This window comes from Chloroflexus sp. (assembly GCF_056331925.1).
On record NZ_JBWGQH010000004.1, the window covers coordinates 142453 to 156769 of the forward strand.

Consider the following 14317-nt stretch of genomic DNA (forward strand, 5'->3'; position numbering starts at 1 on the left):
CGCCGAGGACGTAGCGATTGTGAGAACACACCGGCAGTGTGCCCTGGCGGGAACTCAACGCAAAGGCGCCAAGAGCGCTGAGGACGTAGCGATTGTGAGAACACACCGGCAGTGTGCCCTGGCGGGGGAATGCAATAGTGCGTAGTATGGGGTTTTGTGTTCAGGAATCATTTAACGGAATAATATGCTTACGATTCGTCCCTTTCAAGCGAACCAGAACGACTATCAGGTGATGGCGAGGGTGTACAGTGCGCTGGTGCCCGATGCGCCGCTCATTGCGAATGAGTGGCAAGTGCGTGATAAGCTCCATAACCCACAGTTGATACTCTATCGGGTGATCGGTGAGCTTGATGATGTCGCGGCCGGATATGCCGAATTTGTGCAACCGATGTGGTGTGCCGATCCGTACTATATCGAGACGTTGGTCTACGTTCATCCTGCCTATCAGGGGCGCGGGTTAGGCACCGCGCTCTGGCAGCATCTGCAACAGGCATGGCAGCAGTATCGCCCGCGGTATGTGTTGGCGAAAGTGCATGAAAATTGGCAGACCGGTTTCGCTTTTGCTGTCCGGCACGGTTTTCACGAACAGCGGCGCGTTTGGACATCGCGGCTTGACGTGACCAACTTTGATCCCACCTCTTTTCAGAGTGCACTCGAGCGGGTGACCAGACAGCGGATTGAAATCCACAGTTTTGCTGCACTCGCTGCTGCCGATAGCGACTTCTGGCACAAGTTGTACGAGTTTGAACGACAAGTTACCGTGGATGTACCATCGGCATTTCCGGTCGCCATCCCACCATACGAACAGTGGATCAAGCTGTATCAACCTGAACATGGTGCAATATGGGAAGGTAGTTTTGCGGCGATGGCTGATGGGCAGGTGGTCGGGCTGAGCACCCTCGAAACGATCGATAACGAAACCGATGTAGAAGTAGGCTTTACGGCGGTGCGGCGTGATTATCGTGGACGCGGAATTGCGCTGGCGTTGAAATTACACACGATCGCGTATGCACAAACGATGGGTGTGACCGGGATTCGAACCGATAATGACAGCACCAATCAGGCGATGTGGCACATTAATCAGCGATTAGGCTTTCACCGGGGGCCGGTTTGGGTGGTATTGCGCCGACAAGAACAGGAGGAGGTGAAGTGAGCAGCCTGCCGTTGGTGAAGTTGACAGGTGATGCCTACACACAGGGTTGGCAACATGGTCGTGCATTGCGCGATGCGATTGTTGCCAACCTTCGTCTTTACACTGCACGGTTTGAACGAGAATTGCGGATGCCATTGGACGAGGTATGGCGACGTGGATTACGGTATGCGGCAGTCATAGCCGAGCAAAGTCCAGATTATGCAGCCGGCATGCGCGGAATTGCTGATGGGGCTGGGGTTGAGTTTGCAGCGATTGCGGCGTTGAATGTACGTTACGAACTCTTTTACCAGCTCTTTCGCGAGTATGGACCGGCGGATAAGCCCGATGGCTGCACGGCGTTTGCGTTATTGCCGACCGAGACGGTAGACGGTCATCTGTTGGCGGGCGAAAATTGGGATTGGATTGTCGGTGTACGCGGCGCAATTATCCTTACCGAGGCACCCGATGGTCATCGCACGCTAGCCTTTACCGAAGCCGGTATTTTTGGCGGCAAAATCGGTTTGAATACTGCCGGATTGGCGTTACTGATCAATGGGTTGGCGAGCACGGCGGATGATTGGGCGAGTCTACGGCGACCGTTTCATGTCCGCTGTTACGACATTCTACGTGCTTCCACGTTGGCCGAGGCACAGTCAGTCATTACCGGTGAGGCACGAGCCGGTTCGGCCAATTTTTTGCTTGTGCAAGCACCTGATCAGGTAGTGAACATCGAGGCAGCACCGGAAGCAGTTACGGTTAGTAGGTGTGTGGCGGGCTGTGTGGTACACGCTAATCATTTCATGGATCCCACAGCTTTGGGGATCGATGAGCGCCAGATTGAGCGTTATCCCCATTCGCAGTGGCGACAAGCCCGATTGCAAGCGTTGTTGGCAAGGCGACCACAATCGTTGGCAAGTGTCCAAATGGCACTGCGCGACCATGATCGTTACCCGTATTCGGTCTGTTTTCACGTCGATCCTGCCGATCCACCTGATGAGCGATACGAAACGGTAACGTCGATCATCATTGATGTAACGGCGAGAACATTGCATGCTACTGATGGGCCGCCATGTGGACGGTCGTATGTGCGGTATCAATTGTAAGAAGACACGATAGGGGAACGCCAAAGAACCTCATGCAAACTGTTCTCTTCATCTGCACGGGAAACTATTACCGTAGTCGCTACGCTGAACTGCTCTTCAATGCGCAGCAGGTACCGGGTTGGTGTGCCGATTCACGTGGGTTGCGTTTGTCGTCGGCTAATCTTGGGCCTATTTGGCCGCCGGTGTTGGATCGTTTGCGACAACATGGGTTTTCACCACCGCTCGAAGTGCGGTGGCCACTGGCGTTGTGTGAGGAAGAACTAGTACAGGCTGCGTTGGTGGTTGCGCTGGACGAAACGGAGCATCGCCCACTTATGCAGCAACGCTTTCCGATGTGGGTCGATCGCATCCGTTATTGGCAGACGCCTGATCTGCCGGCATTACCGGCTGAAGTGGCGTTTCACCGCATTGAGCAGGGCGTGCAAGCGTTGATCAATGAGTTACAGACCAGGTAAAGTATGGAGATCGGGGTGGTTTCCGATACGCATGGCAAGCTGGCAGCGGCTGCATTATCGGCGTTGCATGGAGTGGAGCTTATCTTGCATGCCGGTGACATCGGTGATGAAGCTATCGTGGCTCGGTTGACGATGATTGCACCGGTGATTGCGATCCACGGCAACACCGATCGGGGCACTGCGTTGGCATGGACGTATCCGGCGACATGCTGGATTGAGCGTGAAGGGGTGTTGATCTATCTGACTCACATCGGTGGACAACCACACCATCTTGTGCAATCGTTACCGAAAACGGCTGAGGGACGGGTACCGCAGGTCTATATTTTTGGACATAGTCATCGGCCATTGTGCGAAATGTACAAAGGTATCCTCTTCCTAAATCCGGGCACTGCCGGTGCGCCGCGCGGGGCAGGGTTATCGGTGGCGCGCTTGCACGTGGAAAATGCTCAGGCGAGTACTGTGATCGTACCGTTGGTCGAATAGTTAGTGATTGCGGAGCTCGTATGTCACTCCTAAACATAGTGCATGCAGCACGTCATCGTCGAGGGCTGGTTTTGGTGATCGGTGGGGTCGTACTACTTATCGTGCTGGCGCTGTTGCCGTTTATTGCCACTGCGCTAGACTTGGAGCGACGCCTTTTCTTTGCAGTGCATGGCATCTGCGCGCAGAGTCACAATGTGATATCCGGTGGTGTGCAGTTTCCGTTATGCGCACGTGACAGCGGTATCTATCTGGGATTGATGGTAACGTTAGGGATATTGGCGATATTTGGCCGTCTCTGCAGTGGGCGCTTACCACCGTTGTCGATCGGCCTGACCTTACTCACCTTCATTGTAGCGATGGGTATTGATGGCCTGAACTCGACGATTGCTGAGCTTGGCTTACCGGCACTGTACCCGCCACGCAATGATCTACGACTTCTGACGGGGTTGGGCTTTGGGTCAGCTTTAGCAGTTGGTCTGTTGCTAGTGGTGAATCAGACATTGCTCGCGCCGGATCGGCTGGAATCGGATCAGGCGCCGATCGGTAATTGGCGTGAACTAGGGCTGGTGGTTGGCGGGTTGGGTTTGGTGGTATTGGGGATTGCCATCAATCAAGCGGTCGTGGCGTGGCCACTGGTGCTACTCAGCGTCATCGGCGTGACCGGTGTTATGACGTTGGCAATTATGCTTCCAATCAGTGCAATTGCCGGATTGAGTGGCAAAGTTCGCACGCTACGGCAATTGATGTGGCCGGCACTGGCCGGCTTTCTCGTCGCACTACTGTTGCTAGCGGTGTTGGCACGATGGAAAATTGAAATGGAGGTGACAGGCCTGCTGCCGCCTCCATTGATACCGCAGTGATCGCGTTATCGGAAATACTGTGACTTAGCGAGGCATCGTTACCTTCAGATCGTTGAGCGCCACTCGCAGATTATCGAGCGCAACCCGCGCCTCGGGTGGGAGCTGCTCAAGGTCAGATACCGTCTCTAGCACACGAGTAGCCGCGATGGCAAGCGTATCGAGATGGCCGAGCAAACACCCGGCTTCACGAGCTTCGACGTAGCGGTTCCCGTGAATTGCCTGCCAATAATCTGCTGAGGCGAGGTAGTGCGTCTCACCAAGCAGTTCGAGTGCGAGCGTACAACGGTCAAGCGGGCGAATCGCCAGCACTTTGCAGTTATTGAGCATAATCTGACCGGGACTTTGGCGAACAAGGGTGATTTGCTCGTCAGCGCGGCTAACCCCATCATTGCTTAAGTGCAAAGTTCGGATTTGCATAATAAAGCTCCTTGCGAATGGTTTGGGGGCGAATCGGTTCGCCCTATTCATAACGTATATGGCGCTCAAAAGCGCTCCGTGGTAATTCGAGCGGGCACAGGACGAGCAAGGCCTGGGCCGGTGTATTGCCGGGGTTATGCCACCGGTGAGGGAGGACAGCCTCGAACAGCAAGCTATCGCCGGGGTTAATGGTATAGGTCTGGTCAGCGACGGTATAGAGGATCTGACCACTCAACCCAAAGACGAATTCTTGGCCGGTATGAATAATGGCTTCAGGACCACTTCCAGCGCCGGGGTTAAGGGTAAGGAGCAGCGGCTCGAGGGTATGGTTAACGAAACCGGGAGCAAGATCGGCGAGCGTACCGTGAGGAAAAATGTTGTTGCTGGCTTGACCGGCCGGGGTATAGACGATACGTTGTTGGGGTACTTCAGGGGTAAAGAAGGCGCTAATCGGCACTTGGAGCGCTACCGCAAGGCGTTGGAGTGTACTAACGCTCGGTGACGTGCGACCGTTCTCGATCAGACTCAACGTATTGACCGCCAAGCCACTTGCTTCAGCGAGAGCACGGATCGACATACGCTGTCGTTCCCTTAGGGTACGCAGTCGTTTGCCGACATCGACATAGCCGCGCTCGGTCATCGTATGAGCGTTACTACTCAGGTCTTCCTCGATGCGCACTGCTCATTCCTCTCTGTAGTGAACTTGTCTGTTCATTATTTTAAAACAAAAACGCCATTTGTCACCCAGTAAATTAGTTACATTCCTGCAACAAAATCAAACCCCTACGCCGTTCGACGTAGGGGAAGAGAAGCAATCAACATAGTCAGCAGCGGATCAATCGCTGGCGGGGGTCCGCTGACGCATCCGCTCATACTTCTCGCGGGCACGGCGAGCAAGGGCGAGGGCACGGCGTTCACCGTGCTTAGCGATGGAGTACGAGGTGCGGCGGATGCGATTCCCGTCGCGCCAGGTTGCCTCATAGACTTCACGGCCATCTTTGATGGTGCGGCGTACACCAACGATGCCGGTACTGGTACGGGAGACACCGATCACTTGCCGTTCGGTTCGTGGCTTGCCAAGCTCACGCTCAGTAGCGTTACGCCATTCGATAGCGGCGGCTAGGGCTGCTAACCGGTCGCCGTACACCGAGTCGGAGAAGAACTTGCTTCGGCGCTGCTTATTCCACGTTACGCGCACGAAATAGCCAAAGGTACGCTTAGCGGGATGATCAATGCGAGTAATCCCCTTGTGCTTAGTCGTCTTGGGGCGCAGGCGGGCCGGAATCTTTTTTGGCTCATCGGTTGGTTGGGCAACAGATGCGGTTAGAAGCTGACGCGCCTGTTCGGGATTGAGATCGGGCAAAGGTTCGTAGCGCAACACTGCTAGTGGATCATTGCTGATAGGCAGCGGTTTTGTTTCCTCCGCAGCAGTTGGCGGTTCGGAAGCCGGTAAATTGGCCGGCCGGACAGCGTATCGGCGGTGCATTGCTGATTGCTCCTTTTACAAACCTCGATAGACTTTATATGTTTTACTGATTGTATCGAAGGTTGAAACCTCCGCTTTCTATCATACCACATTTTGTCAACTGACTGCACAGGAATACTGGGCAAAAAAGTACAAATTTGGTTGGATAGAGCGCCTGATTTGACAACAAATGATTGTGATAAAACGAACAATTTTGGATAAAATTGTGGTTTTTATCACAAAACCAGTGGAGTGAAAGTTCCCTGTTCAACTGTCAGGTGGTGAACAACTGTTGGGCGCACGGGGCGATGCCAGCGTGAGATCAAGCGAGATTGGTCGAGATCGGGCAATGTTTGGAAATATAAGTTGTAGCTTTGCACAATTGTAATTGGTATAGCTTCACTTATAGGCGTAACATATAGGAGCTTATATTGCGCGATGTTGAACGTTGAGAAGATAGACCGCCGCCGCCCGCCGGGGATCATGTTATGGTGTGGGGCACTCACTTCATGTCATTGCGAGGGAGCGCAGCGCCCGCAGCAATCTCCCCTCTCCTGTGGTCATTGCGAGGGAGTGGCGGCCTCCAGCCGCGCTGGAGTCGCCCGACCGAAGCAATCTCCTGCTTTAGCGCAGGTCATGCCTCAGCAGGTTGCTCACGAGCTCGCAGGAGATTGCTTCGCCGCGCCGGGCAATGCGCAGCATGGCCCTTCTGCGGCTCGCAATGACATCAACTTGGTTGCAAAATAAGCGCTGAGGTGACGTTCTTTGCAATAAGGCGCACGTACTGAAGTTTGACATCTTGACAGCATAGCTATAATATAAGAGCGATCTTAACTACCGAGAAAGCTCACCGCTGATCATAACTCTCTCACTATTCCCCTTCCTTCTCCTCTTCTCGGTCACGCTTCAGCCAAGTTGATATCCGCCTGATACCTTTCAGGTAGTTCCCGTCGATGTCTTGTGGTCCGCTGTGACGTGTGCGCGAGGAGGGTTGCGTATGCCGGAAAGTATTCAGTGGACGCTGAGCGTGACTGTGGCCGGGGGGCCGCGGAAGACCGAATCTCAGACGCTGCCGGTTGATGTTTATTTGAAAGGCCAATTGCAGATCGCGGCGGCTAGCGGCGCTACACCGGGCCAAGCCAATTTCGCCGCGCCGTCGGGCGGCGGTACGGTGCGCTTTGTTTTAATTTCGGCGAGCCGGTATGATGCAACGCCGCCATTGATTTATACCGTCGATGACGGTAGCTCAGTCACACTCGACGGCCCACATCTGCTGATCGGCACTGGGGCAGTAGCGCGGCTGGGCACGGCCAATCTCGATTTTACTTTTTCCAACCCAACGGCGCAGCCGGTGACAGTTGAGGTGCTGATCGGGCGCGATGCAGCGTAGACTGCCATTGCCAACAGCAGCATGATACCTCCTCACAATCAGGTTACGCTGCCATTATCCATGGCGCCGGACGAACAATACCTTTCGGGCTATCGCAAGGAGCAACAGTATGCCGGTCACTTTGTCGTATCCGGGTGTCTACATTGAGGAGGTTCCGAGCGGTGTGCGCACGATCACCGGGGTGGCGACGTCGATTACCGCTTTTGTCGGGCGGGCGCGGCGCGGGCCGGTGCAGGATCCGGTGCGGATCCAAAACTTTGGCGATTACGAGCGGCTCTTTGGGGGGTTGTGGGAAGCGAGCACGATGAGTTATGCGGTGCAGCATTTCTTCCTCAACGGCGGCACTGATGCCGTGATTGTGCGCCTGATCAATGGTGCGACTGCGGCTCGTTTCAATCTTTCGCCCGCGAGCGGGACCGATAACCTGACGCTGGATGCCAGCAACGAAGGTATGTGGGGCAACCATTTGCGGATCAGCATTGACCATGCGACCCGCGAACCATTGCAACCCGATGAGTTTAATCTGACCGTCGTCGAGATTATTCCGGGGACGAATCCGGTGCAGGCGGTGCGGCGCGAGACGTTTCGCAATGTGTCGATCAATCCGGTGGCGCCGCGCTATGTCGGTACGGTGCTGGCCCAAGAGTCGCTGTTGTTGCGCGTGCCTGATCCGCATCCCGGCGCCTTTCCTACGGTGCGGCCAGCAGTTGTAGCCGATGCTGCGCCAGCAACGAATGGCACGGATGGGAGCGCATTGACCCACACCCAGTATTTAGGTGATTTCGATGCAAAGACCGGCATGTATGCGTTGCGCAAGTCCGCTCTCTTTAATTTGCTCTGTATTCCGCCCTTTACCCGGGATACCGATGTCACCGAATCGGTGTGGACGGCGGCGCTGCGTTTTTGTCGCGACGAGCGTGCGTTTTTAATTATCGATGCGCCATCGAACTGGCGGAGCATCGCTGCGGCGGTGGGGGGGATCGGCACGTTTAGCGCAGCAGTGGCGCGTGATGATCATGCGGCGATCTATTTTCCGCGAGTGCAGATTCCCGACCCGTTGCGCGAGAACCGGCTGGAAGAGTTTGCTCCTTGCGGTGCGGTGGCCGGCGTCTTTTCCCGCACCGATGCCCAACGCGGTGTGTGGAAGGCTCCCGCAGGGCAGGATGCGACGCTGTTTGGCGTGCGAGCGCTGGCGGTCAATTTGACTGATGGGGAACAGGGCCAACTCAACCCGCTCGGTGTCAATTGTCTGCGCACCTTCCCGGTGAGCGGCAATGTGGTCTGGGGAGCGCGCACCTATCGCGGTGCTGACCAGTTGGCTTCGGAATGGAAGTACATCCCGGTGCGCCGGTTGGCATTGTTTATCGAAGAGACGCTCTACCGCAGTCTGCAATGGGTGGTGTTTGAGCCGAACGATGAGCCGCTGTGGGCTCAGATCCGGCTGAACGTGGGCGCGTTTATGCAGACCCTCTTCCGGCAAGGCGCGTTTCAGGGCCGTTCGCCGCGCGAAGCCTATCTGGTGAAGTGTGACCGTGAGACAACGACCCAGACCGACATCAATATGGGTGTGGTGAACATCGTGGTTGGTTTTGCACCGCTCAAGCCGGCTGAGTTTGTGATTATCAAGATTCAGCAGTTGGCTGGGCAGGTGGAATAAGGCAAGCGAGGGCACAACACGTTATGCCTGTACAGGGGGAATAGTGTATGGCTCAGTTTAGCGTAAATGCGCAGCGGTTCGATCCTTACAAGAACTTTAAGTTCCGGATCAAGTGGGATGGCCGGTACGTGGCCGGGGTCAGTAAGGTGTCGGCGTTGAAACGTGCTACCGAGGTGGTCGAGCATCGGGAGGGCGGCGATGCGAGCAATGTGCGCAAGTCGCCGGGACGCACCAAGTACGAACCGATCACGCTTGAGCGGGGTGTGACGCACGACACCGAATTTGAGAAGTGGGCGAATAAGGTCTGGAATTACGGTTCTGGACTAGGAGCCGAAGTCTCGCTGAAGGATTTTCGTAAAGACATCATTATTGAGGTCTATAACGAGGCCGGCCAATTGGCTATCGCCTACCGGGTCTATCGCTGTTGGGTATCGGAGTATCAGGCTCTGCCTGAGCTTGACGCCAACGCCAATGCGGTCGCCATTCAGAGCATCAAGCTGGAGAATGAGGGTTGGGAACGCGATTACGCTCTTGGCGAGCCGGACGAGCCGAGCTTCACTGAACCGCAGTAAGCAGGGAAGGGGCGCGCTGATTCAATGCCCATCCCGCATTTGGCACCGTTGCGTTCATGAGGTGAACGATGGCCATTTCCGCAGCGACGTTGCTTAACATTTGGGAAGCGGGTGCGGCGCAACCGCCGCTCGCGCGGGTGTTGGCGTTGTTGGCGCCGCTGTTCCCAGAGACAGCCGTCGCCGAGTTGCCGGTGGGCGTGCGTGATGGTTTGCTGTTGCTGGTGCGGGAATGGCTGTTTGGCCTGCAGATGGAGTGTGTTGCGGTCTGCCCGGCCTGTGCCGCCCGGTTAGAGTTTGCGTTGGCGACGACAGCTCTGCGCGCGTTAGCGCCGGCAACGGTGGTGCAACAGCTTGACGTTGGCGGCCAACAACTCGCCTTTCGCCTACCGGCTAGCGCTGATCTGCTGGGGTTGCCACTCGGCCCGGCTGCCATTCGCTGCCTGGTTGAACGCTGTTTGATCGATGCGCCGGCGATGCTGTCTGATGAGACATTGGCGGCGGTGGCGACTGCGATGGCGAACGCCGATCCGCTGCTCGATCTGCGGATTGAGTTGGCTTGTCCCAATTGCGGCCACACGTGGGCCGCGCCTTTCGATGTTACCGGATTTGTCTGGCAAGAATTGGATCGGTGGGCGCGGCGATTGTTGGGCGATGTGCATACGCTGGCGCGCGCCTACGGCTGGCGCGAGAGCGAGATTCTGGCGCTGAGCCCGCAACGGCGCGCCTTGTATTTGCAGATGGTGAACGATGAACGATTCGCTGGCTAACCTGCTGGCGTGCAGTTTCGGCGAGCTGGCTGGGGCGGTGCAACCGCGATTGCCGGTCCGGTTCGAGCCGGTTACGCCATTCGGCGGTGAGGTGGCCGTGCTGCCGGTGCGGGTGGATGATCAGGTCACGCCGGGGTCGCCACCGGTACAGGTGGGTGATCAGGTCACGCCGGGGTCGCCGCCGGTGCGGGTGGAGCCATCTTCCGTACCGCTGACCAGCGTGATCCCGCCGGTTGAACGCCGGCAAGTTCCGCCGTTGCCTGTAGCTCCGCTGCCGGCGTGGGGGCCACCACCAACCACTGGCAGCGAGCTACGGCGTCCATCGACGCCCCCGCCTGCTGCGCCGGAGCGTATCTCGCCTGATCTTGGCGTGAGCGAGGTGAACAGCGAGCGCACTGCGCCGGCGAGTCTGGCAGGTTTCGTCGATCTGTGCGGGTTGCCGGCGCCGGCCAACGCCGTTAATCCACCGCGGCTGCCGGATGTTGCCGCCGCGTCGCCGGCGTCTGTCATTTCGTTTCAGCCGGCCAGCGCATCAGATCCGCCGCGCGAACCGGGAGCGCCGGCGCCGGTTATGCCGCGCGAACCGGTGACGCCGCCGCGCGAACTGGTGACGCCGCCGCATCCGCCACGTATCACTGTGAACATCGGGCAGGTGGAAGTGCGTGCCGTATCGTCGCCACCGCCATCGCGTCCCCGCCCGCAACTGCCGGCTCCAAGGGTCAGCCTTGACGAGTATCTGCGTCGGCGCGAGGGAGGAACGCGATGAGCAATGCGCTGGCGATTGCCGCAGTCACTGCCGTGTTGCGCGATCTGCTGCAAGATGGTCTGATCGACCACGACCTCACCGGCGCGCTCGGTGATGTGACGGTGAATGTCTTGGCGCCGGCGCAGGCCCTCGCCGCCTTTACTCCTAATAGCGGCCAACTCAACCTCTTTCTCTACCACGTGACCTACAACTCAGGCTGGCGTAACCACGGTTTGCCGTCGCGATCGGGACGTGGCGAGCTGATCAGTGATCCGCCGCTGGCGCTCGATCTGCACTATTTGCTGACTGCCTACACCGACCAAGACTATCTAGCCGAACTGTTGTTGGGGTATGCGATGCAGCTCTTGCATGAGACGCCGGTGCTATCCCGCGATGCTATCCGCATTGCGTTGGCCCCTCCTACGCCGGTCAGTGGCGTTGCGTTGCCGGGATCGGTCCGCGCCAGTCTAGTGGCTGCCGATCTCGCCGATCAGATTGAACAGATCAAAATTACACCTGAACCATTGAATCTCGAGCAGGTCTCACAGATTTGGGCGAGCATGCAATCACCGTACCGGCCTACCGTGGCCTACCAAGCATCGGTGGTCTTGATCGAGAGCCGGCGGCCTACCCGACGGGCGCTGCCGGTGCGTCGGCGCAATCTCTATGTGCTGCCGCTCAGCCAGCCGCGTATCACCCAACTCGGCTCACAACGCACCGCAAACGATCCGGTGAGCTTCCAGCAGCCGATCTTGCCCGGTTACCGGTTGGTGATCCGTGGCCAGCAGTTGCGCGGTAACGATGTCGTGATCCGGCTTGGCGAGACTGAAGTGGCGGTACCGGCTGATCAGATGACCGGTACGCAGATCATTGTCGCGCTGCCGGCAAGCTTACGGGCCGGCGTGCAGGTGGTGCAGGTGGTTCACCGGCTGCGCCTCGGCACGCCCCCCACCCCGCATCGTGGGGTCGAATCGAATGTGGCAGCGTTCATCTTGTCGCCAATGGTCAGTGCCACTGCCGGCCTGCGTGATGGCAACGGTAATGTCACCCTCACCTTTACCCTCACGCCGCCGGTAGGTAAGCAGCAGCGGGTGATGCTCTTGCTCAACGAGACGCCGCCGCCGGCCAACCGGCCACCGCGCTCGTTCGCGTTGCCGCTGCCGGCGCGCGCGCCGGCGCCTCCACCCAACGATACTGATGCGACGCTCACGCTCACGACGGACATCGTGCCGGCGGGAACCTATCTGGTGCGGGTGCAGGTAGACGGGGCCGAAAGTCAACTTGACGTAAGCGGAAGCGAGTTTAGCGGGCCAACGGTGATCATCCCATGAGCACGACCACGGCAATCGATTGGGTGACAGCTAACCAGCGTTATCTGAGTGCGGCGCTTGACGTGATCAAGCGGCGCTTGACCAGCGAGCGCGACGAAGCAGGATTGCGCGAGGCCGGGCAGGCCCTTGCTGCTACCCGCGCTGCGTTGCCCGCACTGCCGGCGATCGAGCGGTTGCGCATCATCTTTGGCTTGACCGATTTCGAGACTGAACTGCTGCTGCTCTGCGCGGGGGTGGAACTCGATAGCGGTTTGGCAACGCTCTGTGCCACAGCGCAGGGTGATCCGCACCGCTCCCGCCCAACCATCGGGTTGGCGCTGGCGGTGCTGCCCGCTGCCCACTGGAGCGCGGTGACGCCGACGGCGTCGCTTCGCCACTGGCGACTGATTGAGCTGGCCGAGAGTGAGCCGCTTGCGACTGCGCCGCTACGGATCGACGAGCGGGTGCTGCACTACCTGCTCGGTGTGGCGACGCTTGACCGGCGTTTGCAACCGCTGGTATGCCTGCTCGAGCCGGCAGTGGCGTTGCCGGCCTCGCATCGGCAAATCGTGGAGCGGATTGCGGCGCTGTGGGAAGAGCAACCTGCGCCGCCGGTGCAGATCTGCGGCAGCGATTCGTTCAGTCGGCAGGCGCTTGCCGCTGCGATTGGCGAGCGACTGGGGCGGGCAGTGTACCTGCTGCGGGCCGAAGATGTGCCCGCCGGCCCTGCCGAGCAAGAGTTGTTGGCCCGCCTGTGGGAGCGAGAAGCGGCGTTGAGCGGCGCGCTGGCACTGATCGCGGTGGACGACGGCGATACGTCGCGAGCGTGGCTTGGGTGGCTGGAACGGGTACAGGGTATGGTGTTGCTGGCAAGCGCCGATCCGCTGCCGTCCGGCGACCGGCTGATCATGCGGGTTGATGTGCCGCAACCCAGTCGTACCGAGCAACGATTGATCTGGCAACAAATACTGGGTGAACGCAGTCTGGCCCTCAACGGCCAACTTGAATCGCTGCTGGCACAGTTCACCCTCAATGCCAACGCCATCCGCGCTGCCGGCTTGGCGGTCACGACCGATTCTGCCGCCGATTGGTGGGAAGCCTGCCGCGGGCAAGCTCGCCTCCGCCTCGATGGGTTGGCCCAGCGGATTGAGACGGCGGCAGGTTGGGACGATCTGGTGTTACCGGACGAGCACATGGCAACGCTGCGCCAAATGATAGCGCACGTGCGCCAACGGGTGCGGGTTTACGAGCAGTGGGGCTTTGCTCAGCGCGGCGAACGCGGGTTGGGGATTAGCGCTCTCTTTGCGGGGCCAAGCGGCACCGGCAAGACGTTGGCTGCCGAGGTGTTAGCCAACGAGTTGCGGCTCGATCTCTACCGCATCGACCTAAGTGCGGTGGTGAGCAAATACATCGGCGAGACCGAAAAGAATCTACGCCGCATCTTCGACGCTGCCGAAGGCGGGGGCGCGATTCTGTTGTTCGACGAAGCCGATGCGCTGTTTGGCCGGCGCAGCGAAGTGAAAGATAGTCACGACCGGTACGCCAACCTCGAAGTGAGCTACCTCTTGCAGCGGATGGAGGCATACCGCGGTTTGGCTATTCTCACTACCAATATGAAGCAAGCGATTGACACCGCCTTCCTGCGCCGTATTCGCTTTATTGTCAACTTTCCCTTCCCCGATGCAGCGCAACGCCGGCGCATCTGGCAGCGGGTCTTCCCGTCCGCCACGCCGCTGGCTGGGTTGGATTGGGTACGGCTGGCGCAATTGAATCTGGCCGGCGGCAACATTCGCAGCATCGCTTTGAATGCCGCTTTTCTTGCCGCTGATGCCGGCGAACCGGTCGGGATGCGCCATATCTTGAGCGCGGCGCACAGCGAATACGCCAAATTGGACAAACCGCTGACCGAGACAGAATTGCGGGGGTGGGGGTGTTAGCGACGGCTACCGATGGGGTGTGCG

General features: G+C 58.3%; 15 protein-coding genes. 12 read left to right on the plus strand and 3 right to left on the minus strand.

Annotated features, from left to right (window positions below):
- Positions 1-184: 184 nt before the first annotated feature.
- Genes AC01ZF_RS03710 through AC01ZF_RS03730 form a run of 5 tightly spaced genes read left to right on the plus strand, consistent with a single transcriptional unit; the run spans position 185 to position 4033 of the window.
- Entirely contained in the window at positions 185-1153 is a 969-nt protein-coding gene (locus tag AC01ZF_RS03710) for a GNAT family N-acetyltransferase (protein ID WP_424675736.1), read from the plus strand.
- Positions 1150-2235 (plus strand): C45 family autoproteolytic acyltransferase/hydolase, encoded by a 1086-nt coding sequence (locus AC01ZF_RS03715; RefSeq protein WP_424675737.1) that lies wholly within the window; start codon positions 1150-1152, stop codon positions 2233-2235. Before AC01ZF_RS03710 ends, AC01ZF_RS03715 begins: the two co-directional genes overlap by 4 nt.
- A 32-nt stretch (positions 2236-2267) precedes the next feature.
- Positions 2268-2690 carry an arsenate reductase/protein-tyrosine-phosphatase family protein gene (locus AC01ZF_RS03720; RefSeq protein WP_424675738.1) on the plus strand — a complete coding sequence of 141 codons (423 nt, stop codon included), beginning with the start codon at positions 2268-2270 and terminating at the stop codon, positions 2688-2690.
- 3 nt (positions 2691-2693) lie between these two features.
- Positions 2694-3173: a metallophosphoesterase family protein gene (locus tag AC01ZF_RS03725; RefSeq protein WP_424675739.1), complete on the plus strand. Its 480-nt coding sequence runs from the start codon at positions 2694-2696 to the stop codon at positions 3171-3173.
- 20 nt (positions 3174-3193) lie between these two features.
- Complete coding sequence (locus AC01ZF_RS03730; protein WP_424675740.1) at positions 3194-4033, plus strand: DUF2085 domain-containing protein; 840 nt, start codon at positions 3194-3196, stop codon at positions 4031-4033.
- Between the two features lie 24 nt (positions 4034-4057).
- Here the strand turns inward: AC01ZF_RS03730 and AC01ZF_RS03735 are convergent, their stop codons facing one another.
- The 3 genes from AC01ZF_RS03735 to AC01ZF_RS03745 all read right to left on the minus strand — a co-directional run bounded on the left by AC01ZF_RS03735 (position 4058) and on the right by AC01ZF_RS03745 (position 5936).
- Entirely contained in the window at positions 4058-4450 is a 393-nt protein-coding gene (locus AC01ZF_RS03735; RefSeq protein ID WP_424675741.1) for a hypothetical protein, read from the minus strand.
- A gap of 43 nt (positions 4451-4493) precedes the next feature.
- The gene (locus AC01ZF_RS03740; RefSeq protein ID WP_424675742.1) at positions 4494-5129 is read right to left on the minus strand and encodes a cupin domain-containing protein; all 636 of its coding nucleotides are present in this window, start codon (positions 5127-5129) and stop codon (positions 4494-4496) included.
- 156 nt (positions 5130-5285) lie between these two features.
- Positions 5286-5936: an AP2/ERF family transcription factor gene (locus AC01ZF_RS03745; RefSeq protein WP_424675743.1), complete on the minus strand. Its 651-nt coding sequence runs from the start codon at positions 5934-5936 to the stop codon at positions 5286-5288.
- Between the two features lie 976 nt (positions 5937-6912).
- Between AC01ZF_RS03745 and AC01ZF_RS03750 the strand changes: the two genes are divergently transcribed.
- The 7 genes from AC01ZF_RS03750 to AC01ZF_RS03780 all read left to right on the plus strand — a co-directional run bounded on the left by AC01ZF_RS03750 (position 6913) and on the right by AC01ZF_RS03780 (position 14293).
- A complete protein-coding gene (locus AC01ZF_RS03750; RefSeq protein ID WP_428132788.1) occupies positions 6913-7305 on the plus strand; it encodes a hypothetical protein in 393 nt (130 codons plus the stop codon).
- A 109-nt stretch (positions 7306-7414) separates the two neighbouring features.
- Positions 7415-8962 carry a phage tail sheath family protein gene (locus tag AC01ZF_RS03755; protein ID WP_428113782.1) on the plus strand — a complete coding sequence of 516 codons (1548 nt, stop codon included), beginning with the start codon at positions 7415-7417 and terminating at the stop codon, positions 8960-8962.
- Positions 8963-9009: 47 nt separating this feature from the next.
- On the plus strand, positions 9010-9534 hold the full coding sequence (locus tag AC01ZF_RS03760; RefSeq protein WP_424675746.1) for a phage tail protein: 525 nt from the start codon (positions 9010-9012) through the stop codon (positions 9532-9534).
- Between the two features lie 68 nt (positions 9535-9602).
- On the plus strand, positions 9603-10301 hold the full coding sequence (locus AC01ZF_RS03765) for a hypothetical protein (RefSeq protein ID WP_476575123.1): 699 nt from the start codon (positions 9603-9605) through the stop codon (positions 10299-10301).
- A complete protein-coding gene (locus AC01ZF_RS03770) occupies positions 10282-11067 on the plus strand; it encodes a hypothetical protein (protein ID WP_424675748.1) in 786 nt (261 codons plus the stop codon). Before AC01ZF_RS03765 ends, AC01ZF_RS03770 begins: the two co-directional genes overlap by 20 nt.
- Positions 11064-12377 carry a Pvc16 family protein gene (locus tag AC01ZF_RS03775; protein ID WP_428132786.1) on the plus strand — a complete coding sequence of 438 codons (1314 nt, stop codon included), beginning with the start codon at positions 11064-11066 and terminating at the stop codon, positions 12375-12377. Before AC01ZF_RS03770 ends, AC01ZF_RS03775 begins: the two co-directional genes overlap by 4 nt.
- On the plus strand, positions 12374-14293 hold the full coding sequence (locus tag AC01ZF_RS03780; protein ID WP_476575124.1) for an ATP-binding protein: 1920 nt from the start codon (positions 12374-12376) through the stop codon (positions 14291-14293). The genes AC01ZF_RS03775 and AC01ZF_RS03780 overlap by 4 nt, the downstream gene beginning before the upstream one ends.
- Positions 14294-14317: the final 24 nt, after the last annotated feature.

Bases quoted from the DNA above. Each gene is read 5' to 3' on its own strand.
- AC01ZF_RS03765 (WP_476575123.1), top strand. From the start codon at position 9,603: ATGGCCATTTCCGCAGCGACGTTGCTTAACATTTGGGAAGCGGGTGCG.
- AC01ZF_RS03780 (WP_476575124.1), top strand. From the start codon at position 12,374: ATGAGCACGACCACGGCAATCGATTGGGTGACAGCTAACCAGCGTTAT.
- AC01ZF_RS03710 (WP_424675736.1), top strand. From the start codon at position 185: ATGCTTACGATTCGTCCCTTTCAAGCGAACCAGAACGACTATCAGGTG.
- AC01ZF_RS03775 (WP_428132786.1), top strand. From the start codon at position 11,064: ATGAGCAATGCGCTGGCGATTGCCGCAGTCACTGCCGTGTTGCGCGAT.
- AC01ZF_RS03770 (WP_424675748.1), top strand. From the start codon at position 10,282: ATGAACGATTCGCTGGCTAACCTGCTGGCGTGCAGTTTCGGCGAGCTG.
- AC01ZF_RS03725 (WP_424675739.1), top strand. From the start codon at position 2,694: ATGGAGATCGGGGTGGTTTCCGATACGCATGGCAAGCTGGCAGCGGCT.
- AC01ZF_RS03755 (WP_428113782.1), top strand. From the start codon at position 7,415: ATGCCGGTCACTTTGTCGTATCCGGGTGTCTACATTGAGGAGGTTCCG.
- AC01ZF_RS03735 (WP_424675741.1), bottom strand. From the start codon at position 4,450: ATGCAAATCCGAACTTTGCACTTAAGCAATGATGGGGTTAGCCGCGCT.
- AC01ZF_RS03750 (WP_428132788.1), top strand. From the start codon at position 6,913: ATGCCGGAAAGTATTCAGTGGACGCTGAGCGTGACTGTGGCCGGGGGG.
- AC01ZF_RS03745 (WP_424675743.1), bottom strand. From the start codon at position 5,936: ATGCACCGCCGATACGCTGTCCGGCCGGCCAATTTACCGGCTTCCGAA.
- AC01ZF_RS03720 (WP_424675738.1), top strand. From the start codon at position 2,268: ATGCAAACTGTTCTCTTCATCTGCACGGGAAACTATTACCGTAGTCGC.
- AC01ZF_RS03760 (WP_424675746.1), top strand. From the start codon at position 9,010: ATGGCTCAGTTTAGCGTAAATGCGCAGCGGTTCGATCCTTACAAGAAC.
- AC01ZF_RS03730 (WP_424675740.1), top strand. From the start codon at position 3,194: ATGTCACTCCTAAACATAGTGCATGCAGCACGTCATCGTCGAGGGCTG.